Raw genomic sequence first — 25299 nt, 5'->3', positions numbered from 1 at the left:
ATATGCGGATCAGGCCGTTGCCAGCTCCGCAGGCAGAACGAACTCGATGTTTTCTTCGCGGCCCGGCAGCACCGACACGCTGACCGGAACGATCCGGCGCAGCGCCTCGATCACGTCGTCCACCAGCACTTCCGGGGCGGACGCGCCGGCGGTGATGCCCACCGCCTTCTTGCCGACGAGCCAATCCGGGTTGAGCTCGCTGCCGTCGGCAATAAGATAACTCGGAATCCCGGCTTCGGTGCCGATCTCCCGCAGCCGGTTGGAATTGGAACTGTTGTTGGCTCCCACCACCAGGATCAGATCGACCAGCTTGCTCATGGTGCGGACCGCAGATTGCCTATTCTGCGTCGCATAGCAGATATCGCGCGTATCCGGACCCTGGATGTCTGAGAATCGCTTTGAAAGCGCGGCGATGATGTCCTTGGTGTCGTCGACGCTGAGGGTGGTCTGGGTAATGTAGGCGACCTGAGTGTCGGCCGGCAGCGTCAGCGCCGCGACGTCCTCGAGGTTCTGCACCAGCAGCACCGGTCCGGGAACCTGCCCCATCGTGCCTTCGACCTCGGGATGGCCGGCATGGCCGATCAGGATCAGGGTGCGGCCCTTGGACGTATAGCGCTTGCCCTGATTGTGCACCTTGGTCACCAGGGGACAGGTGGCGTTCAACACCGGAAGGCCGCGCGCCGCGGCTTCTTCCTCGACGCTGCGGGCGACGCCGTGGGCGCTGAACACGGTCACTGCTTTCGGCGGCACCTCGGACAGATCCTCGACGAAGATTGCGCCTTTCGCTTTAAGGCTCTCGACGACGTATTTGTTGTGCACGATCTCGTGCCGCACATAGACCGGGGGGGCCATATTTCTCCAGCGCACGCTCGACGATCTCGATCGCGCGGACGACGCCGGCACAAAAACCACGAGGCTGGGCAAGAAACACTTCGAGGGGGCGAACGTCAGACAAGGGGCACCACGCTCATGATTGTTCCGTCTCCTGGCGACATTATCGGCAATTCCCGTACCCATCATCTAGCTGGTATGAGAGCACCCGCAAGGGCCTTAGGCGCAGGGTTCCCATGGGCGACTTGCAAAACGCCCTTGGCAATCCAGCCTGGTGAGATTACTTCCGGCCAAGACACCCCGCGGGCTTCATGGGTTATTTCGCAGTCTTTGGTCGCTGGAAAGTAGAAACCAGTTCGACCGACACGGTACCCGGCGGAGCCGACGCATTCTAGGCAAGCCAATAGCAATAGAAAGAGCAAAAGTGCTGAAAAGTGCCGTCGTTTCCGTTGTCAAAGCCAGCACCCGCTTTGCGTCTATTACTGTGCTGATCGGCGTAATTCTCGCGATCGCCAGCGGCTTCTATACTTTCAAACACTTCGCGATCAATACCGATATCAGTCATTTGATCTCGTCTGATCTCGATTGGCGTAAACGCGATATTGCGTTCGAAAAGGCGTTTGATCAGGAAAGATTGATCCTGGCGGTGGTCGAGGCCCCGACGCCGGAATTCGCGAATGCCGCCGCGGCTGCGTTGACCGAGAAATTATCCAGCAATAGCAATAACTTCGACTCGGTCAAACGGCTCGGCGGCGGACCGTTCTTCGACAAGCACGGGCTGTTGTTCCTGCCCACCGAAGAACTCGCCAAGGTGACCAGCCAGTTCCAGTCGGCAGTTCCCCTGATCGAAATCATGGCCGGCGACCCCAGCATTCGCGGCCTGACCGGCGCTCTGGAGACCGGGTTGGCCGGGGTGAAGCGCGGCCAGGTCACGCTCGACGGCGCCGCTGCGCCGTTCAACACCATCAGCCAGACTGTCGAGGACGTCCTTGCCAAGCGCAATGCGTTCTTCTCCTGGCGCGGGCTGACCAGCCCCGAGCCGCTGACCGACGGAGACAAGCGGGCCTTCATCGAGATCAAGCCGATTCTCGACTTCAAGGAGCTCGAGCCGGGCAGGGCGGCCACCGACGCGATTCGGGCGGCTGCGGTCGACCTCAAGCTCGAGCAGCAATTCGGCGCCCGGGTGCGGTTAACCGGCCCGGTGGCGATCGCCAACGAGGAGTTCTCCACGGTCAAGGAGGGCGCCATTGTCAACGGCATCGGCACCGTCGTGGTGGTGCTGTTCATCCTGTGGATGGCGCTGCACTCGTCCAAGATCATCTTCGCGGTCGCCGCGAACCTGTTCGTCGGCCTTGCGATCACGACCGCCGTCGGATTGCTGCTGGTCGATTCGCTCAACCTGCTGTCGATTGCCTTCGCCGTTTTGTTCGTCGGCCTCGGCGTGGATTTCGGCATCCAGTACAGCGTCCGGTACCGGTCCGAGCGCTTCAAGACCAACGATCTCGACAAGGCGCTGGTGCAAGCCGCGGAGTACTCCGCGGTGCCGCTGTCGCTGGCGGCGATGTCCACCGCCGCCGGCTTCCTGTCGTTCCTGCCGACCTCCTACCGGGGTATTTCCGAGCTTGGCGAGATCGCCGGCGCCGGCATGGTGGTGGCGTTCCTGTCGAGCATCACGGTGCTGCCGGCGCTGATCAAGCTGCTCAACCCGGCCGGCGAAAAGGAGCCGCTGGGCTACGCCTTCCTGGCGCCGCTCGACCGCTTTTTGGAAGATCACCGCATCGGCATCATCGCCGGCACGATCGGCGTCGCGCTGGCCGGCCTGCCGCTGCTCTACTTCATGCATTTCGACTTCAACCCGATCAATCTGCGCAATCCGAAGGTCGAGTCGATCGCCACCTTCCTCGACCTGCGCCGGGACCCGAACACGGGCGCCAACGCCGTCAACGTGATGGCGCCCTCGGAGCAAGCGGCCAAGGAGGTCGAGGCCAGGCTCTCGAAGCTGCCGGAGGTCTCGCGGACATTGTCGCTCGACACTTTCGTGCCCGGCGACCAGCCGGCGAAGCTGAAGCTGATCCAGGCCGGCGCCAAGGTGCTTCAGCCGGCGCTCAACCCCGATCAGATCGACGCCCCGCCGACCGATCAGGAGAACGCCGAGGCGCTGAACGGCTCGGCCGAGGCCCTGCGCAAGGTCGCCGGCGAAGCCAGCGGCCCGGGTCCCGACGCCGCGCGTCGCCTGGCCGTGGCCCTGAGTTCGCTCGCCGGCGCCGATCAGGCCACGCGTGACAAGGCGCAGGATGTGTTCGTCAGGCCGCTGAAGCTCGCCTTCGACCAGCTTCGCAGCATGTTGCAGGCCCAACAGGTGACGCTGGCCAATCTGCCCGAGGACATCGTGTCGTCGTGGAAGACCAAGGATGGTCAGCTCCGCGTCGAGGCGCTGCCGAAGGGCGATCCGAACGACAACGACACGCTGCGCAAATTCGCCGCTGCGGTGCTTCAGGCCGAGCCGAATGCGATCGGCGGGCCGGTGTCGATCCTGAAGTCCGGCGATACCATCGTGGCGTCGTTCATTCAGGCGGGCCTGTGGGCGCTGCTATCGATCTCGCTGCTGCTGTGGATCACGCTGCGGCGGATCACCGACGTCCTGCTGACGCTGGTTCCGCTGCTGGTGGCCGGCGCGGTGACGCTCGAAATCTGCGTGCTGATCGGCCTGCCGCTCAACTTCGCCAACATCGTCGCGCTGCCGCTGCTGCTCGGCGTCGGCGTTGCGTTCAAGATCTACTACGTCACCGCATGGCGGTCGGGGCGGACCAATCTGCTGCAATCGGCGCTGACGCGGGCGATCTTCTTCAGCGCGCTGACCACGGCGACCGCGTTCGGCAGCCTGTGGCTGTCGAGCCACCCGGGGACCGCGAGCATGGGCAAGCTGCTGGCGCTGTCGCTGCTCACCACGCTGGCCGCGGTGCTGCTGTTCCAGCCGGCGCTGATGGGCAAGCCGCGCCACATCGACGAAACCGGCGATACCGATCATTAGAGCGTTTTGGGCGAAGTGGACGCGTCAGAACAAAAAGTGAGAGCTCCGGTTCTGATTCGATCAGAACCGGAAAAGCTCTAGGGGCGACGCGGGTCGGTTGGCCCGGCCGCTTCATGGCTAGGTGCGTGAGAGATGGCGGCCCGGTTTCGTGGCGGGGCCGCTTCAGAGGAAAAACGTCTGATCGGCGTTGCGATCAGGGGCTGTTTTCAGCCTGTTGAAGCAACGCTGGCGCTGCGATGGCGGAAAGGACTATACCGCTGACGGCGGGCGTTGTGCTGTCATTCATCCCGGCTTTGCTATGTGTTTTCAGCCGACATCTCGGTCTTCACCAGTGCGAGCGGGGCAAAGCGCCGCAAGCTGCGTTTTGAGTTGACGACGCACCCAACAACCGACGTAAGTGGATCATGCCTTACCCGAATGTAGACGCCTCCGAGGTCTTCGCCGATCGCCAGTCGCAGCGCAGTGCGATGCATACGCGCCATCTCAACGAGCAGCTCGTGCGCGTCCTGAAGACGATTGGCTATGACGTCGGGTTCCAGAAGGGTAGCGGGCAATATCTGTTCGATCGCGACGGCGCACGATACCTCGATCTGCTCAGCGGATTCGGCGTATTCGCACTCGGTCGCAACCATCCGGTGCTACGCGATGCGTTGAAGAGCGTGCTCGACAGCGAGCTGCCGAACCTCGTGCAGCTCGACGTCTCGACGCTGGCCGGCGTGCTGGCCGAGCGGCTGCTCGATCACGTGCCGTATCTCGACAAGGTGTTCTTCGCCAATTCGGGCGCCGAATGCGTCGAGGCCGCGATCAAATTTGCCCGCGGCGCGACCGGGCGCGACGGCATCATCAATTGCGACCACAGCTATCACGGGCTGACCTACGGCGCGCTGTCGCTGACCGACGACCCGAATTTCCAGAGCGGCTTCGGGCAACTGCTGCCGGGCGTCACCACCATCCCGTTCAACGATCTCGAAGCGCTGGAGAAGGCGCTGTCGACCCGCGAGGTCGCCGCCTTCATCGTCGAGCCGATCCAGGGCAAGGGCGTCAACATGCCCACCGACGAGTTCCTGCCGGGCGCAGCCGCGTTGTGCAAGCGCTACGGCACGTTGTTCGTCGCCGACGAGATCCAGACCGGCATGGGCCGCACCGGCCGTTTCCTCGCGGTCGAGCACTGGAACGTCGAGCCCGACATGGTGTTGTTGTCGAAGGCTTTGAGCGGCGGCCATGTGCCGGTCGGCGCGGTGCTGACGCGCAAGTCGATCTTCGACAAGATTTTCAACCGGATGGATCGCGCCGTGGTGCACGGCTCGACCTTCGCCAAGAACGATCTGGCGATGGCCGCCGGCATCGCCACGCTCGACGTGCTGAAGCACGAGAAGCTGATCGAGGCCGCCGCCAAGCGCGGCGCAGAGCTGCGGCTGGCGCTGACCCGGATGGTGCCGGGCTACGAGCTGTTGAAGGAAGTCCGCGGCAAGGGGCTGATGATCGGCGTCGAATTCGGTCCGCCGAAATCGATGCGCCTGAAGGCGTCCTGGACCATGCTGGAGACTGCCAACAAGGGCCTGTTCTGTCAGCTCATCACGGTGCCGCTGTTCAAGGATCACAAGATCCTCACCCAGGTCGCCGGCCACGGTCTGCACACCATCAAGCTGCTGCCGCCGCTGACCATCACCGAGGACGACTGCGCCTGGATCGAGCGCGGCTTCGACGAGACCATCGCCGCCAGCCACAAGGTCCCCGGCGCGATCTGGTCGCTCGGCAAGACACTGGTCGACAACGCGGTGCGCAAGTCGGCGTGATCTGACGTCGGGCGCATCAGCGCGCCGCGCTCGCGTTGCGGATGAGTTTGATTTGCAGCAAGACCTTGCGGCCTGATCGGCCGAGGCTGGGTCCAACGTCGTCCGGCGACCGCCCTCGCGCTACGGCGACCGCCCTCAAACAATGGCGAGCGGAATGTCACTCAAATCATTGGTCGTCTTCGTCGAGTCGACGGATGCCTGCGAGGCGCGCATTCGCTATGCCGCGCGGCTGGCGCTGCGGCACGACGCGCATCTGATCGGCGCTTTCGTCCTGAAGAACGCGTGGCGTAACGATCGCTCCGATGGCTTCATCCAGGGCGGCGGCGCGATCCGGGAGATGTTGGAACGCCACGGCCTCGCTGAGCGCAAGGCGCTGCAGGACGCGACGCAACGCTTCGAGGCATTGGCCGGACGGGAAAACTCTTCATTCGAATTTCGCGTGCTTCGCGACGACGACATCGGCAATCTCGCGCGACTGCATTGTCTACATACGGATCTGGTCGTGGTGGGCCATCCCGCGCCGGGAGGGTTGCCGTCGACTTGGTTGCCGGAGCAGATGCTGCTCTCGGCCGGCGTTCCGCTTCTTATCGTTCCGCAAGGCTGGTCCGACGGACCGATCGCGAACAACGTGCTGTTGGCCTGGAACGCGAGTCGCGAAGCGCGGCGCGCGATCACCGATTCGCTGCCGATCCTGAAGGCGGCGGACTCGGTGGCGGTCGTCGTCGTCGACGCCGAAAAGAACCCGCTGCATGGTCATGAGCCCGGCGCGGATATCGCGCATCTTCTGAGCCGCCACGGCGTCGCGGTGCGCGTCGAACAATTGCAATCCAAGGGGACGTCGGTCGCGGACACGATCCGCCGCTTCGCCGCCGAAGATCAGTCGGACCTGATCGTGCTCGGCGCCTATGGCCACTCCCGCCGCCGCGAACTGCTGTTCGGCGGCGTGACGCAGTCATTGTTGAGCACGGTCACCGTCCCGACGCTGATCGCGCATTGATATCAAGAGAGTAGCCCAACGCCGTGATCCTGAGGTTGCGCGCTTTTACGCGCCTCGAAGGATGCGGAGACAAGTGCAAGCGGCCATCCTTCGAGGCTCGCTGCGCTCGCGCCTCAGGATGACGTGGTAATTGAGGCGGCGGCGTGCTCGAGGTGGCGTCGTGCTTGTTGAAGCGTAGGCGTACTGCAGCGCTTACTTGCCGTCTTCCACGATCATCTGCGCGCCTTTTTCGGCGATCATCGCGGTCGGGGTGTTGGTGTTGCCTGACGTGATCGTCGGCATCACCGAGGCGTCGACGACGCGCAGGCCTTGAAGGCCGTGCAGCCGCAGCCGTTCGTCGACCACGGCCATCGGATCGCTTTCGAGCCCCATCTTCGCGGTGCCGACGGGGTGGAAGATCGTGGTGCCGATGTCGCCCGCGGCTTTCGCCAGCGACGCGTCGTCGTCGCCGACGGCGCGGCCGGGCAGATACTCCTCCGGCTGAAACTGCGCCAGCGCCTGTTGCCGCATCAGCCGGCGCGTGGTGCGGATCGCATCCGCGGCGACGCGGCGGTCCTCGTCGGTTTCGAGATAATGCGGCGCGATCGAGGGCGCTGCGTCGAGCGCGGTGGACTTGATCCTGATCTCGCCGCGCGATGTCGGACGCAAATTGCAGGCGCTGACGGTGATCGCCGGGAAGCGGTGGAGCGGGTCGCCGAATTTGTCGAGCGACAGCGGCTGGACGTGGAACTGGATGTTGGCGCGCTCCTGATGCGGATCGGAGCGGGTAAAGATGCCGAGCTGCGACGGCGCCATCGTCAGCGGGCCGCGCCGACGCAGCGCGTAGTCGAGGCCCATCCAGGCGCGCCGCGGCAGCGAGTGATAGATCTCGTTCAGCGTGCGGCCGCCGGTGACCCGGTAGATCGCGCGCTGTTGCAGATGGTCCTGCAGATTGCGGCCGATGCCGGGACGGTCGAGCACCGGCGCGATGCCGAGCGGCGTCAGCCATTCCGCCGGGCCGATACCGGAGCGCTGCAGCACCTGGATCGAACCGATCGAGCCGGCGCACAGCACCACCTCGCGCCGCGCGCGGGCCTCGACGGTGACACCGTTATGCAGGAAGCGCACGCCGGCCACGCGGCCGTTCTCGACGAGCACGCGGTCGGTCAGGACGTCGGTCTCGACCCGGAGGTTTCGCCGGTGCAGCGCCGGCTTGAGGAAGCCGCGCGCCGACGACCAGCGCCGGCCGCGCTTCTGGTTGACATGGAAATAGCCGACGCCCTCATTGTCGCCGGTGTTGAAATCGGCGCTGCGCGGGATGCCCATCTCGCCGGCGGCGTTGGCGACCGCGTCGAGGATCGGCCAGGACAGCCGCGCCGCCTCGATCCGCCAGCCGCCGCCGGCGCCATGATGCTCGCTGTCGCCGAGGAAATGATCCTCCAGCCGCCGGAACACCTGCCGGACGTCGTCCCAGCCCCAGCCGCTCATGCCGAGCTGGCGCCAGTGATCATAGTCGGCGGCCTGGCCGCGCATCGAGATCATCGCGTTGATCGCCGAGGAGCCGCCGATCACCTTGCCGCGCGGATAGGCCAATGACCGACCATTGAGGCCGGGCTCCGGCTCGGTCTTGAACATCCAGTCCGAGCGCGGATTGCCGATCGCGAACAGATAGCCGACCGGAATGTGAAACCAGATCCAGTTGTCGCGGCCGCCGGCTTCGAGCAGCAGCACCCGGCAGTTCGGGTTGGCCGACAGCCGGTTGGCGACGATGCAGCCGGCGGTGCCTGCGCCGACCACGATGTAGTCGAATTCACCCTCGACCTGCGCCGTCATCATCCGTCCCGTTCTACGCCCGGCTCGCCACGACTTCGTGATTGTCCAGACGCTTAGCCCCGCAAAGGGGCTCTGTACAGTTGCTGTGAAGCGGCAGGCCGGCTAGCCTGCCGTATCTGAGTACGAAACCGCCGTTCGGAGCCCCGTCAGCCTCATGCCCGTGATCAACCGCGTCGCCGACCTGCAACCCGACATCATGGCCTGGCGCCACGATATCCATCAGCACCCCGAGCTGATGTACGATGTCGACCGCACCGCGGACTTCGTCGCCGAGCGGCTGCGCGAATTCGGCTGCGACGAGGTCGTCACCGGGCTCGGCCGGACCGGCGTGGTCGGCGTGATCCGCGGCCGCAAACCGGCCAATGGCGGCGACATCAAGGTGATCGGGCTGCGCGCCGACATGGACGCGCTGCCGATCGAGGAGGCGACCAATCTGCCCTATGCCTCCAAGACGCCCGGCAAGATGCACGCCTGCGGCCATGACGGCCATACCGCGATGCTGCTGGGCGCCGCGCGCTATCTCGCCGAGACCCGTAACTTCGCCGGCGACGCCGTGGTGATCTTCCAGCCGGCCGAGGAGGGTGGCGCAGGCGCTGCCGCGATGATCGAAGACGGCCTGATGGACCGCTTCGGCATCGAGCAGGTCTATGGCATGCACAACGGCCCCGGCATTCCGGTCGGCGCCTTCGCGATCAGCCCGGGCCCGATCATGGCCTCGACCGACGCGGTCGACATCCGGATCGAGGGCGTCGGCGGCCATGCCGCGCGGCCGCATATGTGTATCGATTCGGTGCTGGTCGGCGCGCAGCTCGTCGCCGCGCTGCAGTCGATCGTGTCGCGCACCGTCGATCCGCTGGATTCCGCGGTGATCTCGATCTGCGAATTTCACGCCGGCAACGCCCGTAACGTCATCCCGCAGGTGGCGGAGCTGAAGGGCACGATCCGGACGCTGACGCCCGAGGCCCGCGATCTGGTCGAGAAGCGCATCCACGAGGTTGCGGCCGGCGTCGCGCAGATGACCGGCGCCAAAATCGACATCGTGTATGAGCGCGGCTACCCGGTGGTGGTGAACCACGCCGAGCAGACCAAGGTGGCGCAACGGATCGCCCGCGACATCGCCGGCGACGCCAATGTGACGTCGATGCCGCCGCTGATGGGCGCGGAGGATTTTGCCTACATGCTGGAGGCGCGGCCCGGCGCCTTCATCTTCCTCGGCAATGGCGACAGCGCAGGGCTGCATCACCCCGCCTACAATTTCAACGACGACGCCATCGTCTACGGCACCTCGTACTGGATCAAGCTGGTCGAGACCCAGCTCGCGGCGTGATCCGCGGCGCCCGGCGCTACGCCGGGCGAAAGCCGGGCCGGCGGGCGGCGGCGACCGCCCCGAACGCTGGCGCGGCACTCAAAACTGCGTTCGCAGCCGGGTGGCGATGGCGTGAACCGGACCGCGGTCGCGGTTGAACGCCGGGTTGGCGATGAATTGATAGTCCGCGGTGAGCCGCCAGGACAGCACCGGAAGGCTGTAATAGGCCTCGATCACCCGCTCATTGCCGGAATTGGGCAGCCGGCCGTCACCGATGATCGCGGTCAGGCCGCCGGCGTCGAGATAGGCGATCCGCGCCGCCGAGATGTGGTTGATCAGGCCGCCGAGTCCGAGGGTGTCGTCCGCACGTCCCCACATCCGCCCGGACACCGACAGGCCGGCGGACAGCGCCCGGTCGGAATCGGTGAAGGCGTTGGTTTCGAGGTTCGGGCTGCTGAGGCCGGCGCGGGCGAACAGCCCGATGTCGGGCGTGAGTTGCTGCTCCAGGCTGGCCGACACGCCGGTCTTGCTGGTGTAGCGCCGCACGTCGGCGATCTCGGGCGTCGTCCCGGTCGCTTGCCCCCGCCGCACCGCCTCGTCGAACCGACCGAGCCGGGCACGGTTGAGAAAGCCGGTGACGAGCAGCTTGCCGGAAAGACCCCAGAACTGGTGCCGGTGTTCGAGCTCGCCGACCATCTGGAACTGGCCGAAGCTCGGATCGAGGTCGGTGTTGTTCGGCGTCACCGGCAGATCGAACACGCCGCCGCGCACCGTCCATGGACCGGTGTACCACTCGACCGCGGTGCCATACGTGAAAGCCCAAGCGTCGGCGGCATAGTCGAAGGTGGTAGCGTCGGCCAGGCCCCAATTGAGGAAGTCGACGCGGGGATCGTGGGCGTAGCGGTTGACGTCGAAAATGTCGCCGACCGAAAACTTGCCGGCGGTGATCACCACCCGCTCGGAGGACTGTTTGCCGGCAAACTGGTTGGGGCCGCCCTGGATCGTCTCGGTCGCGCCGCCGAGGTCGAGGGTCTGGCGGACGAAATAGCGCGGCAGCCGCGCATAGGGATAGTCGGAGCCGACCTTGTAGGATTCTGCGCTCGGAAACGCCGCCACGCCGAAGGTGCCGCTCAGTCCGAAGCCCTGGTCGATTTCCGGATTGACCCAGAATTCCGCGCCGTCCCACAATTTCGTGCCGACATAGAACGTCATGTCGAAGGTTTCCCGCGCCTGGTTCGGCAAGAGGCTGTTCTGCCCGCGATAGGGCGAACGGAACGGCGGCGCATATTGCCAGGTCAGCGTGGCCTGGCCGTGGACGGCGAAGCGGTCGAGCTCCAGCGCGTCGATGCCCTTGGTGAACACGTCGGACTTGGCGAGGTCCTCGCCCAGCCGATAGTTCAGGCCGAGCCGGACGGCGTGGATCAGCGCGTCGGATTCGATTTGATGACCGGCGATCGGGAAGCGGGCGGTGTCGCGTCCAAAGCCGGTCGCAAGATATTCCACGCGCGCCGTCCAGGCCGGCGACAACGGCAGCTCCACGCCCGCTCCGGCGGCCCATCCGAGCCGCCACAGCAGCGCGGTTTCCTCGGTCGCCGCCGCCTCGGACGGCCATCGCAGCCGGTCATAGCTCCAGGCGAAGCCGGCGGTGGCGTAGGGCAGCCAGCCGTCCAGCGCGTAGCCGAGCCGGCCGCGCACCGTTCCGGCCAGCTGGGTCTGGTGGTCGTGTCCTCCGATCGTGCCTGTCGGCGGGCTGATGCTGGCGTTGCCTCCGATCCGGTTCGGTGAGGTCAGATCGGCTTCGAGGCCGAGCAGCCAGCGCGACGGCAGCAGCACATTGTAGCCGGCTTGCAGACCGAGCGTGTAGCTACCGGTGCCCTTGAACGCATCGAACGCATCGAACAGGTCGATCGTGCCACTGACGCCGGCCGGCTGAGCCGTCCAATCGGAACGGCCGGCGACGTAGCTGAAATGGCCGCCGATGTAGAATCCGTTCCAATCGAACACGGCCGGACCGCCGGCGGCGGGCGCCTTCACGACAATCCCGCCACCCGCTGCCGGCGTCGTCACGACGCCGGCCAGGATTCCGATGATGACTGTCTTTCGCACGCGACCAATCACTCCAGCACTCGAATTGGCGGTCCCGTAACACAATGTCGGACCGTTAGCGGCCGCAGCGAGCGGTCAGGGCAGGATTTCCCCACAACGTAGCGACAAAACCACAAATCGTGGCCGGTTCGAAGCCGAGGGAAAGGCCGGCGCGAACCCGCGCAACATTGTCGATCGTGGGCGATCGCCGGCACGGCCGCCACGACCCGCGCCGATCGCTGCCGAGTGTTCTGCCGCAGCGGTTTGACAATCGAATGACAGCCGGCGCTGCAGGAACAATCAACCCAAGGCGGCGTTGGGCGCAGGATCGACCGCAGTATTCGAGATTGATTCACAACGGACGGATGGAGACCAGCATGGCTGCCGCCAAGGAAAAGCACCTCAACGACCTGTTCCTCGACACCCTCAAGGACATCTATTTCGCCGAAAAGCAGATTGTGAAAGCGCTGCCGAAAATGGCTAAGGCTGCCAATTCCGACCAGCTCCGCGCGGCGTTCGAGAAACATCTCGACGAGACCGAAGGCCAGATCGAGCGGCTGGAGCAGATTTTCGAACTACTCGACAAGCCGGCGCGCGGCAAGACCTGCGACGCCATTCTCGGCATCATCGACGAGGGCAAGGAGATCATGGACGAGTACAAGGGCTCGGCGGCGCTCGATGCCGGTCTGCTGGCCGCGGCGCAGGCGGTCGAGCACTACGAGATCTCGCGCTACGGCACGCTGAAGCAGTGGGCGACCCAGCTCGGCATGAAGGACGCCGCCAAGCTGATCGACCAGACCCTGCAGCAGGAAAAGACCACGGACCAGACTCTGTCCAAACTCGCCGAGAGCGCGGTCAACCTCGCCGCCGCAGCCTGATCGTCGCGCGTGTCGCCTGGCGTCAGGCCCAGCGACAGCGTTGATCAAGAAAAAGCCCCGGGCGCGCAAGCGTCCGGGGCTCTCGAGTGAGATCGCGTATCCGCGTGAACGAGGCGGACGTCAGCCGCCGACGTCGGCGCTGATCACGTCGCCGAACAGCTCCCACTTCTCGCCCTTGAACCGCTGAAGCTGCAACTGGCTGATCGGGGCGAAGTCGGTCGCCGCGGTGGTGATGGTGATGCCCGGCAGCAGCACTTCGGTGCGGAAGCCCTTCAGGCTCGCGGCCTGCTTCATCACATTGGCGCGGGTCAGTTCGTCGCCGCACTTCTTCAGCACTTCGACCAGCGTCTGCGCCACGCCGTAGCCGACGACGGTGGCGCCGTCGAGCTTGTTGCCGTCCGGAAATTCCTTGTCCATGAAGGCGAGGAATTCCTTCATGCCGGCGTCGTCCTTCCACTGATCGTCGGACACGTCCTTGAGATAGGCCGCCGAGATGATGCCCTGGGCGTTGTCGAAACCGGCCGGCTTGATCACACTGCCGACCGAGGCCGAGACGTTGTTGAGGAAGTGCGTCGGCTTCCAGCCGATCTCGCCCAGCTTCTTGATCGCCTGCGCGGCGAACTTCGGCGTGGTGATGTTGATGAACACGTCCGCGCCGGTCGACTTCAGCTTGACGATGTGGCTGTCGATCGTCGGCTCGGAGATTTCATAGCTCTCCTTCAGGACGATCATCGACGACGCCTTGGCGCCGAGCCCGTCCTCGAGCCCCTTCAGATAGTCCTTGCCGTAATCGTCGTTCTGATACAGCACGGCGATCTTGGCGTTGGGCATCTCCTTCATGATGTACTTGGCGTAGATCTGGGTCTCGCTCTGGTAATTGGGCTGCCAGCCCATCGTCCAGGGGAAATCCTTCGGATCGTTCCACTTGGTCGCACCGGTGGCGACGAACAGTTGCGGGACCTTCTTGCTGTTCATGTACTTGTGGATCGCCGAGTTCGGCGGGGTGCCGAGCGAGTTGAAGATCAGCAGCACCTCGTCGCTCTCGACCAGCTTGCGCGCCTGCTCGACCGTCTTCGGCGGCGAATAGGCATCGTCGTAGCTGATGAAATTGATCTTGCGCCCGTTGATGCCGCCGGCATCGTTGATCTTCTTGAAGTAGGCGGCTTCGGTGCGGCCGATCACGCCATAGGCGGAAGCCGGTCCGCTATAGGGCATGATGTTGCCGATCTTGATTTCGGTGTCACTGACGCCGGGATCGTACTTCTTTTGCGCGACCGCGCCGCTCGAGGCTGCGAGCGTCACCGCGAGCGCAGCCGAGAGGGCGGCCGCGTACGAACGGAGTGAAGGCATTTCGAACTCCCTTTTCTTGATCTGTGATTGTTGTGTCTGATTGCAGAGCTCTTGGCGGCTCCTGGAGGCATTCAACACCTTTCGGCGATGAGCAGCAAGAAAAAGCCCCCGGCGACGAGGTCGCAGGGGGCTTTGTTGCGGTGCGAAGTAACTGCCTGTCTGGATCAGCCGCCGGTTTCGGCGCTGATGATCTCGCCGAACATCTCCCACTTTCCCTTGGTGAACCGCATCATCTGCAGTTGCTCGATCGGTGCGAAGTCGGTCGCCGAGGTATTGATCTTGATCCCAGGCAGCAGGGTGTCGGCGGCGAAGTCCTTGATGCTGGCCGCCTGCTTCATCACGTTCTCGCGGGTCAGATTGTCGCCGGCCTGCTTCAGCACCTGCACCATGGTTTGCGCTGCGGTATAGCCGTAGACGAGGTTGGTATCGGCGATATTGGCGCCGGGCATGTTCTTGTCGAGGAAGGCCTTGAATTTCTTCATGCCCTCGTCGTTGTCCCACTGCGAATCCGAGGCGTCCTTGAGGTAGCCTGCGGACAGCACGCCCTCCGAGGCGTCGAGGCCGGCGGGCTTCATCACCGCGCCGATCGAAATCGACACGTCGGTCATCAGGTGCATCGGCTTCCAGTCGAGCTCGGCCATCTTCTTGATCGCCTGGGCGGCGAATTTCGGCGTCGAGATGTTGACGAACACGTCGGCGCCGGTGCCCTTCAGCTTGACGATATGGGCGTCGATCGACGGCTCGGAGGTCTCGTAGCTTTCCTCGGCGACGATGAGTTTCGAGCTGTTGGCGCCGAACACGTCCTTGAGCCCGATCAGATAGTCCTTGCCGAAATCGTCATTGGCGTAGAACACCGCGACCTTGGCGTTCGGTTTCTCCTTGAGAATGTATTTGGCGAAGACTCGCGCTTCGACGCGGTAGCTCGGCTGGAAGCCCATAGACCAGGGGAAGTCCTTCGGGTCGTTCCATTTGCTCGCGCCGGTTGCAACGAACAATTGCGGGACCTTCTTGACGTTGTGATACTTCTGAACCGCGGTCTGGGTCGGCGTGCCGAGCGCGTTGAACACCAGGAACACTTCGTCACTCTCGATCAGCTTGCGGACCTGTTCCACCGTCTTTGGCGGCGAGTAGGCGTCGTCATAGCTGATGAATTTGATCTTGCGGCCGTTGATGCCGCCCTGATCGTTGATCATCTTGAAATAGGCGTCCTCGGTCTTGCCGATGACGCCGTAAGCCGAGGCCGGACCGCTATAGGCCTCGACATTGCCGATCTTGATTTCGGTGTCGCTGACACCGGGGTCGTATTTCTTCTGGGCAAGGGCGCCGTGGCTGGACGCCGCAAACAGCATTGCGGCGGCCGAGAGAACAGCCAGTCTCGAACTGGAAAAGGACATCTTGGATCGTCTCCTGAGCGGTTTCATCACCACCTCGTTGATCGGGTGGCGTGAGGAGATTGAACAATGTTTGTCCGGAACCAGCAACAAAGAACCCCCGGCAACAGCGTTGCCGGGGGCCGATTATTTAGGCGATAGCCGTCCGAACTTGCGTTTAGACGCTATGCGATCAGCGCTTCAGTTCCAATGCGATCAGAGCTGAAGCCTTGGACGCCTGGAAGCGAGTCTCGACGCAAACGCGGTCCCCCTTGCGCGAAGGCGGTTAGTCGACGGCGACGTCGCCCGAGATGATCTCGCCAAACCGTTCCCAGCGCTCGCCTTTGAAGCGCATCATCTGGAGCTGGCTGATCGGGGCGAAGTCGGTCGCCGAGGTGTTGATCTTGATGGCGGGCAGCAGGGTGTCGGTCTCGAAGTTTTTCAGGTTGGCAGCCTGCTTCATCACATTGGCGCGGGTCAGGTCGTCGCCGCACATCTCGAGCACCTTGTGCAGCGTCTGGGCGGCGCCGTAGCCGTACACCATGTTGCTGTCGGTCTTGGCCGCGCCCGGCATGTAGGTCTCGACGAAGGCGTGCCAGTTCTTGAACTTGGGGTCGTTGTCCCATTGCGCGTCGGTGGCGTCCTTGACGTAGTTGGCCGACAGCACGCCCTGGGCGTTCTCGAAGCCGGCGGGCCGCATCACGCTGCCGACCGAGGCCGAGACGTTGGTGATGATGATCATCGGCTTCCAGCTCAGCTCGGCGATCTTCTTGATGGTCTGCGCGCCGAATTTCGGCGTGGTGTAGATCAGCACGACGTCGGGATTGGCCGACTTCAGCTTGACGATGTTGGTGTCGATGGTCGGCGCGGAGATTTCGTAGCTTTCCTCGGCGACGATCATCGAGGCGGCCTTGGCGCCGAGCCCGTCTTTGGTGCCCTTCAGGTAGTCTTTGCCGAAATCGTCGTTCTGATAGAGGATGCCGATCTTGGCGTCCGGCTTCTCCTTGAGCAGATACTTGGTGTAGATCTGCGCTTCGCTCTGGTAGGACGGCTGCCAGCCGATCGTCCAGGGGAAGTTCTTCGGGTCGTTCCACTTGGTCGCGCCGGAGGCGACGAACAGCTGCGGCACCTTCTTGGCGTTGAGATATTTCTGAACCGCGGTGTTGGACGGCGTGCCGAGCGGGTTGAACACCACGAGCACCTCGTCGCTCTCCACCAGCTTGCGGACCTGCTCGACGGCTTTCGGCGGCGAATAGGCGTCGTCATAGCTGATGAAGGTGACCTTGCGGCCGTTGATGCCGCCCTTGTCGTTGACCATCCTGAAATAGGCTTCTTCGGTCTTGCCGATCGTGCCGTAGGCCGACGCCGGGCCTGAGTAGGGAATGACGTTGCCGATCTTGATCTCGGTATCGGACGCGCCGGTGTCGTATTTCTTTTGAGCATGGGCAGCGCCGTTGAACGCTGCGAAGCTGACCGCGACGGCTGCTGAAAAGACGAGCGCGCGCGAACGGAAAGTCGGCATTACGGAAGACTCCTTGGTCGTGGGTGGTTTCTTGTTCGAACTTCGTCGAGTTCGAATTCAGTTGAACACGGTTCTCGCGCTTGCAGCAACAAAAAGCCCCGGCGACAGAGTCGCCGGGGCGTGTTCCAGAGTCTCGCCGGTATGCCGTCAAATATCCCGCAAGGCGGATTGTTCGTTTCGCTTAGTTGCGCAGCTGCGCGTCGATCACCGGCCCGAACAATTGCCAGTGGTCGCCTTCGAAGCGCATCATGCGCAGCTGTTCGATCGGGTGGAAATCGTCGGGTGCGGTGGTGATGGCGATGCCCGGCAGCAGCGTGTCGGGCGCGTAGCCTTTGAGGTTGGCGGCCTCGCGCATCACATTGGCGCGCGTCAGCGTGTCGCCCGCGCGGCGCAGCACTTCGACGAGGCATTGCGCCGCACCGTATCCGTAGACCACCGAATTGTCGCCGCGATTGACGTCCGGGGCGTAGGCATCGAGGAAGGCGTGGAACCGCTTGATGCCGGGATCGCCGATCCATTGCGGATCGGCGGCGTCCTTGTTGTAGGCCGCGGAGACCAGTCCCTGCGCGTTCTCGATGCCGGCGGGCCGGATCACCGCGCCGATCGAGGCCGACACCAGCGCCTGCACATAGAGCGGACGCCACGCCATCTCGGCGGCCTTGCGGATGCTCTGCGCAGCGAACCGCGGCGTGGTGATGCTGACGAACACATCGGCGCCCGAGGCTTTCAACCGCGCGATGTGATTGTCGGCGGAGGGCTCGGTCACCTCATAGCTTTCCTCGGCGATGATCCGCGATGCCTGTTCGCCGAGCCCATCCTTCAGGCCCTTCAGCAGATCGCGGCCGAGATCATCGTTCTGATACAGCACCGCGATGCGGGCTTCGGGCTTGGTCGCCAGAATATGCTTGGCGTAGACCCGGCCTTCGACCTGATAGGGCGGTTGCCAGCCCATCGTCCAGGGGAACGCCTTGGGCTCGCCGAACCGCGTCGCGCCGCTGGCGGCGAATAATTGCGGCACTTGCTTGGCATTGAGATATTTCTGGATCGCGGCGTTCGAGGGCGTGCCCATCGCGCTGAACACCAGCAGCACCTCGTCGCTCTCGACCAGCTTGCGGGTCTGCTCGACCGCCTTCGCCGGGCTGTAGGCGTCGTCATAGGAAATGAACTCGATCTTGCGGCCGTTGATGCCGCCCTGGTCGTTGATCATCCTGAAATAGGCCTGCTCGATCCGGCCGACGATGGCGTAGGCGGAGGCGGGTCCCGAATAGGGCATCAGATTTCCGATCCGGATCGCGCTGTCACTTGCGCCTGGGTCGTAGGTCTTCTGCGCCAGCGCCGGCGGCGCAACGGCAATCGGGGCTACGGCGGAAAGTGCGGCGAGCGTCGCGAACAACAGCGCGCGGCGTGAAAAGCAGAAAGGCATTGGTGGGTCTCGCATGAAGGGCCGCGCCCGGCGGCGCGGAACCCGCCCTCCATACGCCCGATCGCGCGGCGCGACACATGATGCGATCGTGGGGCAGCCCCGCACCGGCGGCAGAGGGGCTGGATCGGCGGTATTTCGGCGCCGGAGACTGAGCCGAAACGAAAAAAGCCCCCGGCGAGAATTCGCAGGGGGCCTTTGTCGTCGCGTCCGTCAGGTATGACGGATCATTTTCTCAATTTGTGGATCCAGCTCTGGACCGTGTAGGCGACCTGTCGCGAGCCGTGCGGCAGCAGGAAGATGATCAGGATCAGGATCAGGCCGAAGACCGCGCCGGACAGGCCCTTGGAGAACTGCTCGGCGATGTTCGGCACGAACACGATGAACGCCGCGCCGATGATCGAGCCCGGCAGCCAGCCGACACCGCCGACCACCATGCCGAGGAACAGCGCGATCGCGAGCTGGATCGTGTAGCTGTCCGGCGCCACGAACTGCACCGCGATGGCGCCGAGACCGCCGGCGACGCCGGTGATGCCGGCCGAGACGCCGAACGCCAGCGTCTTGTACAGCGCCACGTCGACGCCCATCGCCGAGGCGGCGATCTCGTTATCGCGGATCGCCATCATGGCTCGGCCGGAGCGCGACTTCAGCAGGTTGACCGAGGCGACGTAGATCACCATCGAGACGGCGAGCACGAAGTAGTACAGCCACATGTCCTGCGACAGCGGCAGGCCGAACGGCGCGTCGGGCTTGGTGATGACCAGGCCCTGCACGCCGCCGGTCCAGGCTTCGAAATAATGCAGCTTGAGGAGCTGTGGCATCGCGGTGGCGAGCGCGAAGGTCGCGAGCGCCAGATAGATGCCGCTGAGCCGCAACGCCGGCAGTCCGAACAAATAGCCTGCGATGAAGCAGATCCCGCCGGCGACCGGTAGCGTCAAAGCGTAGTTGACGCCGCCGACCTCCATCAGGATCGCCGATGTGTAGGCCCCGAGCGCGTAGAACGCGCTCTGGCCGAGTGAGAACTGACCGCTGCCGCCGGTCAGGATGTTCAGCGCCAGAACGGCGATGGCGTAGATCAGAACCATCGTCATCTGGAAGATGACGAAGTTCTTTGCGATCAGCGGTGCGACGCACAGCAATATGACCACCACGACCGAGGCGTAGTTGCCCAGCGCCATATACTTCTTCGGCGTGGTCTCGATCGGCGGGGTGTCGACGATTTCCTGCAAGGCGCTCATGATCAGACTCGCTTCACGATGGCACGGCCGAACAGGCCCGTGGGTTTGACGACCAGGACGGTGATGATCAGCGCCAGCGCGATCGGTAGCTTCAGCTCGTTGCCGACGCCGGGGATGTAGGTCCCGGCGAGGTTCTCGAAGATGCCGACCAGGAAGCCGCCGACCACCGCGCCGAACGGGCTCGACAGCCCGCCGAGCACCGCAGCCGCGAAACCGTAGATCAGCACGCCGCCCATCATGTTGGGCTCCAGGAACACCACAGGAGCGATCAGCATCCCGGCGATCGCGCCGATCGCCGCCGCCATGCCCCAGCCCAGCGCCACCATCCACGAGGTGTTGACGCCGACCAGCCGGGCGGATTCCGGCTGCGCCGCAGCCGCCCGCATCGCGAGCCCGATCCGGGTGAACTGGAAGAAGAAGTAGAGCAGCAGCAGCAGCACCAGCGTGACGCCGATCATGCCGGCCTGATGCGTCGAGATCAGCTGGCTGCCCAGGAAGGGCGACGAGCCGAACGGCGACGGGAACTGCTTGATGGTGAAGTCCCAGGTCAGGCCCGCGATCGAATTGATGATCGCGAACAGCGCAATGAAGCCGGCGACGTGGGTCAGCACCGGCGCATTGCCGAGCGGCTTGAACAACGCCCGCTCGATGACGATGCCGCCGGCGAAGGACAACGCCAGCGTCAGTACGAAGGCGCCCCAATACGGTACGCCCCATTGCAACAATTGCCAGGCGATGAAGGTGGAGAACATCGCCATTTCGCCCTGGGCGAAATTGAGGTGGTCGATCGCCTGATAGATCATCACCACGGCCAACGCCATACATGCGTAAATGGCGCCCGTGGCGATGCCTGCCAGAACCTGATTCAGTAGAAGTTCCATGGCCGGTCTCCTCAGTAGCCGAGATACGATTTACGGATGTCTTCGTTGGTGGCGATCTCCTCCGCGCTGCCGGACATCACGATGCGTCCGGTTTCGATCACATGCGCCCGGTCGGCGAGTTCCAGCGCGAGCTGCGCGTTCTGCTCGACCACCAGGATGGTGACCTTGTCCTCACGATTGATCTTGCCGAGGATCTTGAACAGGTCGCGCACCACCAGAGGCGCGAGACCGAACGACGGTTCGTCGAGCAGCATCAGCCGCGGCCGCAGCATCAGCGCGCGGGCGACCGCGAGCATCTGCTGTTCGCCGCCGCTCAGCGTGCCGGCCTGCTGGGTGTGACGCTGCTTCAGCACCGGGAAGTGCGCGTACATCCGCTCGACGTCGCTCGCGATCGCCTTGCGGTCCTTGCGGCTGATCGCGCCGAGCTCGAGATTCTCGTGCACGGTCAGCGTGGTGAAGGTGCCGCGGCCCTGCGGCACATGGGCGATGCCGAGCCGGACGATGGACTCGGTCGAGCGGCTGGCGAGCTTGTTGCCCTCGAATTCGATCGAGCCGGTGGAGCGCACCATGTTGCAGATCGCCCGCAGCGTCGTGGTCTTGCCCGCGCCGTTGGCGCCGAGCAGGGTGGTCAGGCTGCCTTCCTGCAGCTCGAATTCGAGCCCGTGCAGTGCCTGGACCTGGCCGTAATAGGCGCGCAGGTCGCGAACGTTGAGCATCGCCGTCATTGGTCCTTGCTCCCCAGATAGGCCTTGATCACATCCGGGTCGTTCTGCACCTCGGTAGGCGTTCCCTCTGCGAGCTTGCGGCCGAAATTCAGCGCGACGACGTGGTCGGCGATCGACATCACCAGACCCATGTGGTGTTCGACCAGAAGCACGGTGATGCCGCGATCGTCGCGGATCTTCCGGATCAGGTCGCCGAGGATGTAGACCTCCTCGTGGTTAAGACCGCCGGCGGGCTCGTCGAGCAGCAGGATCTTCGGCTCGGTCGCGAGCGCGCGCGCCAGCTCGACCCGCTTCTGGGTGCCGAACGGCAGGCCCGAAACGACGGTGTGAGCGAAGTCGCGTAGTTCGAGATAGCCGAGGATATCGTCGACGCGCTTGTTCATCGCCTTTTCGCCGTTACGAACCCACGGCAGGCGCAACGAGTCGGAGACGATGTCGCTGTTGGTGCGCGAATGCGCGCCGACGCGGACGTTGTCGAGCACCGTCAGGTTCGGAAACAGCGCGACGTTCTGGAACGTGCGGCCGATGCCGAATTCCGCGATGCGGTGCGCCGGCCGGGTGAGGATGCTGTCGCCTTCGAGCAGGATGTCGCCCTTGCTCGGCTGGTACAGCCGCGACAGGCAGTTGAACAGCGTGGTCTTGCCGGCGCCGTTCGGGCCGATCAGTCCTAGGATCTGCCCCTTCTTCATATCAAATGAAATGCCGTTCAAGGCGACGATGCCGCCGAACACGACGCTGACATCGCGCACCGCGAGCAGCGGCGACCCGTGTTGTCCCGAATGTGCCTGCATCATTTGCTGCGGCCCTGATCCGGGCGGCTGAGCATTCTCATCGGCGAATATTCGCGATGGCGCATGCTACTTGATCCCCTCGATGACACGGGCAACTCTCCCTCCTGTTTTTGGTTTCTTGTTGTCGGATTTTTCGGTTCTTCTTGTTTGCGGCGCCGCTGTCCCGCCGAGCACCGCTTCGATTTTCCTTACCATCGCCACGAGACGAGGTCCAATGTCGTTGATCAGTCGATCTTCCGTGAAACGGAAAGCCGGCGCGCCGCAGTTGAACGCGTAGGGTCCGGTACCGTCGTTCAGCGTCAATGCGACGGCCGCGGCGTGTACATCGTCCTGCCATTCGCCGACGGAAATCGCGAAGCCGTATTTCGCAACCATCTCCTCCGAGCGTTCTATTCCATCCTTGATGCGCGGCCAGCGGCTGCCATAGTACTCTCGAAGTTCGCGCAGCAAAGACGTGCGTTCCTCGCCGTGCAGCGCACACAAGTAAGCACGGCCCATCGCGGTTGTTGCAATTGGGATTCGCGAGCCGACGTCGAGCTGCACGCCGACGGTGAGGCTGGAACGCGCCTGTCCGACATAGATCATGCTGGTCCGGTCACGCGCGCCGACCGCGACCGCGCCGCCGGTCTGCTGCATCAATTCGTCGCGGAACGGCTGTGACAAGTGACGGACGCCGAGATTGGCGAGCGCCGCATAGCCGAGCGACATCGCCGCCGGCGCGAGCTGATACTTCTCGAATCGCGGCACCTGGGTGAGGTAGCCGAGCTTGGTCAAGGTGTAGGTCAGCCGCGAGATAGTCGGCTTCGGCAGCTTGGTCCGGGCCGCGATTTCCTGATTGCCGAGCAACCCGTCGTTCGGGCCGAACGCGCGCAGCACTTCGAGGCCGCGCGACAGAGCGACGACGAAACTGCGATCGGTCGCTGTCTTTTTGGTCGGACGTTTCATTCCCTGCACGACTGATTGATGATGGTCGTCGTTGACAAGCGACGCTCTTCAAAATAACCCTCGCTGTCAAGATGTGGAATTAAATTTCGCAGTGCGAAATCAATCCGGATCAATCAAGAAACGTAGCCCGAGGAGATTGGAATGAGCGAAGTCGTCACGCGCGAGCGGCATGATGTGATTGCGGTCGTCACTGTCGACAGCCCGCCGGTCAACGCGCTGAGTGCGGCTGTTCGCCGCGGCATTTTGGACAACGTCAACGCCGCCGTCGCCGATCCGGAAGTACAGGCGATCGTGCTGACCTGTGCGGGGCGCACCTTCATCGCCGGCGCCGACATCACCGAATTCGGCAAGCCGGCGCAGCCGCCGAGCCTCAACGACGTCATCGCCGCGCTGGAGAATTCGCCGAAGCCGACGATCGCCGCGATCCACGGCACCGCGCTGGGCGGCGGTCTTGAGGTCGCGCTGGGTTGCCATTTCCGCGTGGCGGTCAAGGACGCCAGGCTCGGCCTGCCGGAGGTGAAACTCGGCCTGCTGCCCGGCGCTGGCGGAACCCAGCGGCTGCCGCGCGCGGTCGGTCCCGAACTCGCAGTGCAGATGATCGTCGGCGGCAATCCGATCGGCGCCGCTGATGCGTTGAAGCACGGGTTGATCGAGGAGGTCGTCGAGGACCGCGTCGCCGGCGGCGTAGCCTTCGCGCGAAAGGTGCTGGTCGAGAAGCGTCCGACGCGCCGGCTGCGCGACGACGACAGCAAGCTCGCTGCCGCCCGAGCCGATCGTTCGATCTTCACCAATGCGGTCGCGTCGATGACCAAGAAGGCGAGGGGCCTCGAGGCGCCGTTCGCCTGTGCCGATGCGATCGGCGCAGCGATCGACCTGCCGTTCGATCAGGGTCTGGCGAAGGAGCGCGAGGGGTTCCTCAAGCTCGTGGTCAGCGATCAGTCGAAGGCGCAGCGCTACGCGTTCTTCGCCGAGCGCGAAGCCGCCAAGGTCGACGGCGTGCCGGACGGCGCCAAGCCGCGTCCGGTGGCGCGCGTCGCGATCATCGGCGCCGGCACGATGGGCGGCGGCATCGCGATGTCGTTCGCCAATGCCGGCATTCCGGTGACGCTGATCGAGACCGGCAAGGAACAGCTCGATCGCGGCATGGGCATCATGCAGAAGAACTACGAAGCCACGGCGGCGCGCGGCGGCATCCCGGCCGACGCGCCGGCGAAGCGCATGGGTCTGATCACCGGCGTTGTCGGCCTCGAGAACGTCAAGGACGCCGATTTGATCATCGAGGCGGTGTTCGAGACGATGGCGGTGAAGAAGGAAGTCTTCACCGCGCTCGACGCCTACGCCAAGCCCGGTGCGGTGCTCGCTTCCAACACCTCCTATCTCAATGTCGACGAGATCGCCGCGACCACCAAGCGCCCGCAGGACGTGCTCGGGATGCACTTCTTCTCGCCGGCCAATGTGATGAAGCTGTGCGAAATCGTCCGCGGCGCCAAGACCGCGCCGGACGCGCTGCTCACGGCGGTGTCGATCGCCAAGAAGATCGCCAAGGTGCCTGTGGTGGCCGGCGTTTGCGACGGCTTCATCGGCAACCGGATGCTCGCGGCCCGCAGCAAGCAGTCCGAGAAGCTGTTGTTCGAGGGCGCGCTGCCGCAGCAGGTCGACGCCGTCGTCACCAAATTCGGGATGCCGATGGGCCCGTTCGCGATGGGCGATCTCGCCGGCCTCGACATCGGCTGGCGCTCGCGCCAGGACCGCGGCATCAAGTCGGAAATCGCCGATGCGCTGTGCGAGGCGGGCCGCTTCGGCCAGAAGACCGGCAAGGGTTACTACAAATACGAGCAGGGCTCGCGCTCGCCGCTGCCGGATCCCGAGGTCGAGGCCCTGATCAACGACACGCTGACCAAGCTCGGCCTGAAGCGCCGCGAGGTCAGCGACGAGGAAATCCTCGAACGCATGGTCTATCCGATGATCAACGAGGGCGCGCGTATCCTCGAGGAGAAGATCGCGGCGCGGCCGAGCGACATCGACGTGGTCTGGCTTTACGGCTACGGCTGGCCGATCTATCGCGGCGGCCCAATGCACTACGCCGACTCGGTCGGCCTGAAGCACATCGCCGAGCGCCTTGCATTCTACGCCAAGGCCACCAACGATCCGTCGCTTGAGCCGGCGCCGCTGCTGAAGCGTCTCGCCGGGGAGGGCAAGACCTTCGCGTCGCTGGCGCAGCAGTCCAAGGCGGCGGCGTGATCTTTGTTCTCCCTTCCCCTTGCGGGGGAGGGTCGGGGCGGGGGTCGCCACAAGCACTGCGACTCGTGGACTCCCACCCC

The 25299-nt window shown here is 64.2% G+C and carries 17 protein-coding genes and 1 pseudogene; 6 read left to right on the top strand and 12 right to left on the bottom strand.

What is annotated here, in order from left to right; genetic code table 11:
- Positions 1-9: 9 nt before the first annotated feature.
- Positions 10-955, bottom strand: a pseudogene (ispH, locus tag BMY71_RS08030) (4-hydroxy-3-methylbut-2-enyl diphosphate reductase).
- Between the two features lie 300 nt (positions 956-1255).
- On the opposite strand from ispH, the gene hpnN reads away from it, so the two are divergent.
- The 3 genes from hpnN (at position 1256) to BMY71_RS08015 (ending at position 6655) form a co-directional block, all read left to right on the top strand.
- Complete coding sequence (hpnN, locus tag BMY71_RS08025; RefSeq protein WP_092682935.1) at positions 1256-3862, top strand: hopanoid transporter HpnN; 2607 nt, start codon at positions 1256-1258, stop codon at positions 3860-3862.
- Between the two features lie 404 nt (positions 3863-4266).
- Entirely contained in the window at positions 4267-5658 is a 1392-nt protein-coding gene (gene hpnO / locus BMY71_RS08020; protein WP_092682933.1) for an aminobacteriohopanetriol synthase HpnO, read from the top strand.
- Between the two features lie 154 nt (positions 5659-5812).
- Positions 5813-6655: a universal stress protein gene (locus tag BMY71_RS08015; RefSeq protein ID WP_041805418.1), complete on the top strand. Its 843-nt coding sequence runs from the start codon at positions 5813-5815 to the stop codon at positions 6653-6655.
- A 192-nt stretch (positions 6656-6847) separates the two neighbouring features.
- Here BMY71_RS08015 and BMY71_RS08010 read toward each other — a convergent pair whose 3' ends face one another.
- Positions 6848-8467, bottom strand: a complete 1620-nt coding sequence (locus tag BMY71_RS08010) for a GMC family oxidoreductase (RefSeq protein ID WP_092683157.1) — start codon at positions 8465-8467, stop codon at positions 6848-6850.
- A gap of 154 nt (positions 8468-8621) precedes the next feature.
- Here BMY71_RS08010 and BMY71_RS08005 point away from each other — a divergent pair, with 154 nt between their 5' ends.
- Positions 8622-9794: a M20 aminoacylase family protein gene (locus BMY71_RS08005; protein WP_092682931.1), complete on the top strand. Its 1173-nt coding sequence runs from the start codon at positions 8622-8624 to the stop codon at positions 9792-9794.
- A 78-nt stretch (positions 9795-9872) separates the two neighbouring features.
- Here BMY71_RS08005 and BMY71_RS08000 read toward each other — a convergent pair whose 3' ends face one another.
- Positions 9873-11864, bottom strand: coding sequence for a carbohydrate porin (locus tag BMY71_RS08000; RefSeq protein WP_430715321.1), 1992 nt, complete (start codon positions 11862-11864; stop codon positions 9873-9875).
- Positions 11865-12235: 371 nt separating this feature from the next.
- On the opposite strand from BMY71_RS08000, the gene BMY71_RS07995 reads away from it, so the two are divergent.
- Positions 12236-12736: a YciE/YciF ferroxidase family protein gene (locus BMY71_RS07995; RefSeq protein WP_011503952.1), complete on the top strand. Its 501-nt coding sequence runs from the start codon at positions 12236-12238 to the stop codon at positions 12734-12736.
- Between the two features lie 120 nt (positions 12737-12856).
- On the opposite strand, the gene BMY71_RS07990 is transcribed toward BMY71_RS07995, so the two are convergent.
- From BMY71_RS07990 to BMY71_RS07950, 9 genes are all read right to left on the bottom strand, one after another.
- Entirely contained in the window at positions 12857-14086 is a 1230-nt protein-coding gene (locus tag BMY71_RS07990) for an ABC transporter substrate-binding protein (RefSeq protein ID WP_011503951.1), read from the bottom strand.
- Positions 14087-14250: 164 nt separating this feature from the next.
- A complete protein-coding gene (locus BMY71_RS07985) occupies positions 14251-15480 on the bottom strand; it encodes an ABC transporter substrate-binding protein (RefSeq protein ID WP_430715316.1) in 1230 nt (409 codons plus the stop codon).
- Positions 15481-15742: 262 nt separating this feature from the next.
- The gene (locus BMY71_RS07980; protein WP_011503949.1) at positions 15743-16978 is read right to left on the bottom strand and encodes an ABC transporter substrate-binding protein; all 1236 of its coding nucleotides are present in this window, start codon (positions 16976-16978) and stop codon (positions 15743-15745) included.
- 181 nt (positions 16979-17159) lie between these two features.
- Complete coding sequence (locus BMY71_RS07975) at positions 17160-18401, bottom strand: ABC transporter substrate-binding protein (RefSeq protein ID WP_175557633.1); 1242 nt, start codon at positions 18399-18401, stop codon at positions 17160-17162.
- A gap of 224 nt (positions 18402-18625) precedes the next feature.
- Entirely contained in the window at positions 18626-19636 is a 1011-nt protein-coding gene (locus tag BMY71_RS07970) for a branched-chain amino acid ABC transporter permease (protein WP_092682923.1), read from the bottom strand.
- 2 nt (positions 19637-19638) lie between these two features.
- A complete protein-coding gene (locus tag BMY71_RS07965) occupies positions 19639-20517 on the bottom strand; it encodes a branched-chain amino acid ABC transporter permease (RefSeq protein ID WP_011503946.1) in 879 nt (292 codons plus the stop codon).
- A gap of 11 nt (positions 20518-20528) precedes the next feature.
- Positions 20529-21242, bottom strand: coding sequence for an ABC transporter ATP-binding protein (locus tag BMY71_RS07960; RefSeq protein ID WP_011503945.1), 714 nt, complete (start codon positions 21240-21242; stop codon positions 20529-20531).
- A complete protein-coding gene (locus BMY71_RS07955; protein WP_092682921.1) occupies positions 21239-22036 on the bottom strand; it encodes an ABC transporter ATP-binding protein in 798 nt (265 codons plus the stop codon). Before BMY71_RS07955 ends, BMY71_RS07960 begins: the two co-directional genes overlap by 4 nt.
- Before the next feature lie 63 nt (positions 22037-22099).
- Positions 22100-22978, bottom strand: coding sequence for an IclR family transcriptional regulator (locus BMY71_RS07950; protein WP_011503943.1), 879 nt, complete (start codon positions 22976-22978; stop codon positions 22100-22102).
- Positions 22979-23119: 141 nt separating this feature from the next.
- Between BMY71_RS07950 and BMY71_RS07945 the strand changes: the two genes are divergently transcribed.
- A complete protein-coding gene (locus tag BMY71_RS07945; RefSeq protein ID WP_092682919.1) occupies positions 23120-25219 on the top strand; it encodes a 3-hydroxyacyl-CoA dehydrogenase NAD-binding domain-containing protein in 2100 nt (699 codons plus the stop codon).
- The last annotated feature ends 80 nt before the right edge of the window (positions 25220-25299 follow it).

Source organism: Rhodopseudomonas pseudopalustris, from assembly GCF_900110435.1.
Lineage (GTDB): Bacteria > Pseudomonadota > Alphaproteobacteria > Rhizobiales > Xanthobacteraceae > Rhodopseudomonas > Rhodopseudomonas pseudopalustris.
Note: the sequence above shows the minus strand (reverse complement) of the source record. Positions and strands in the feature narration are given on the sequence as shown.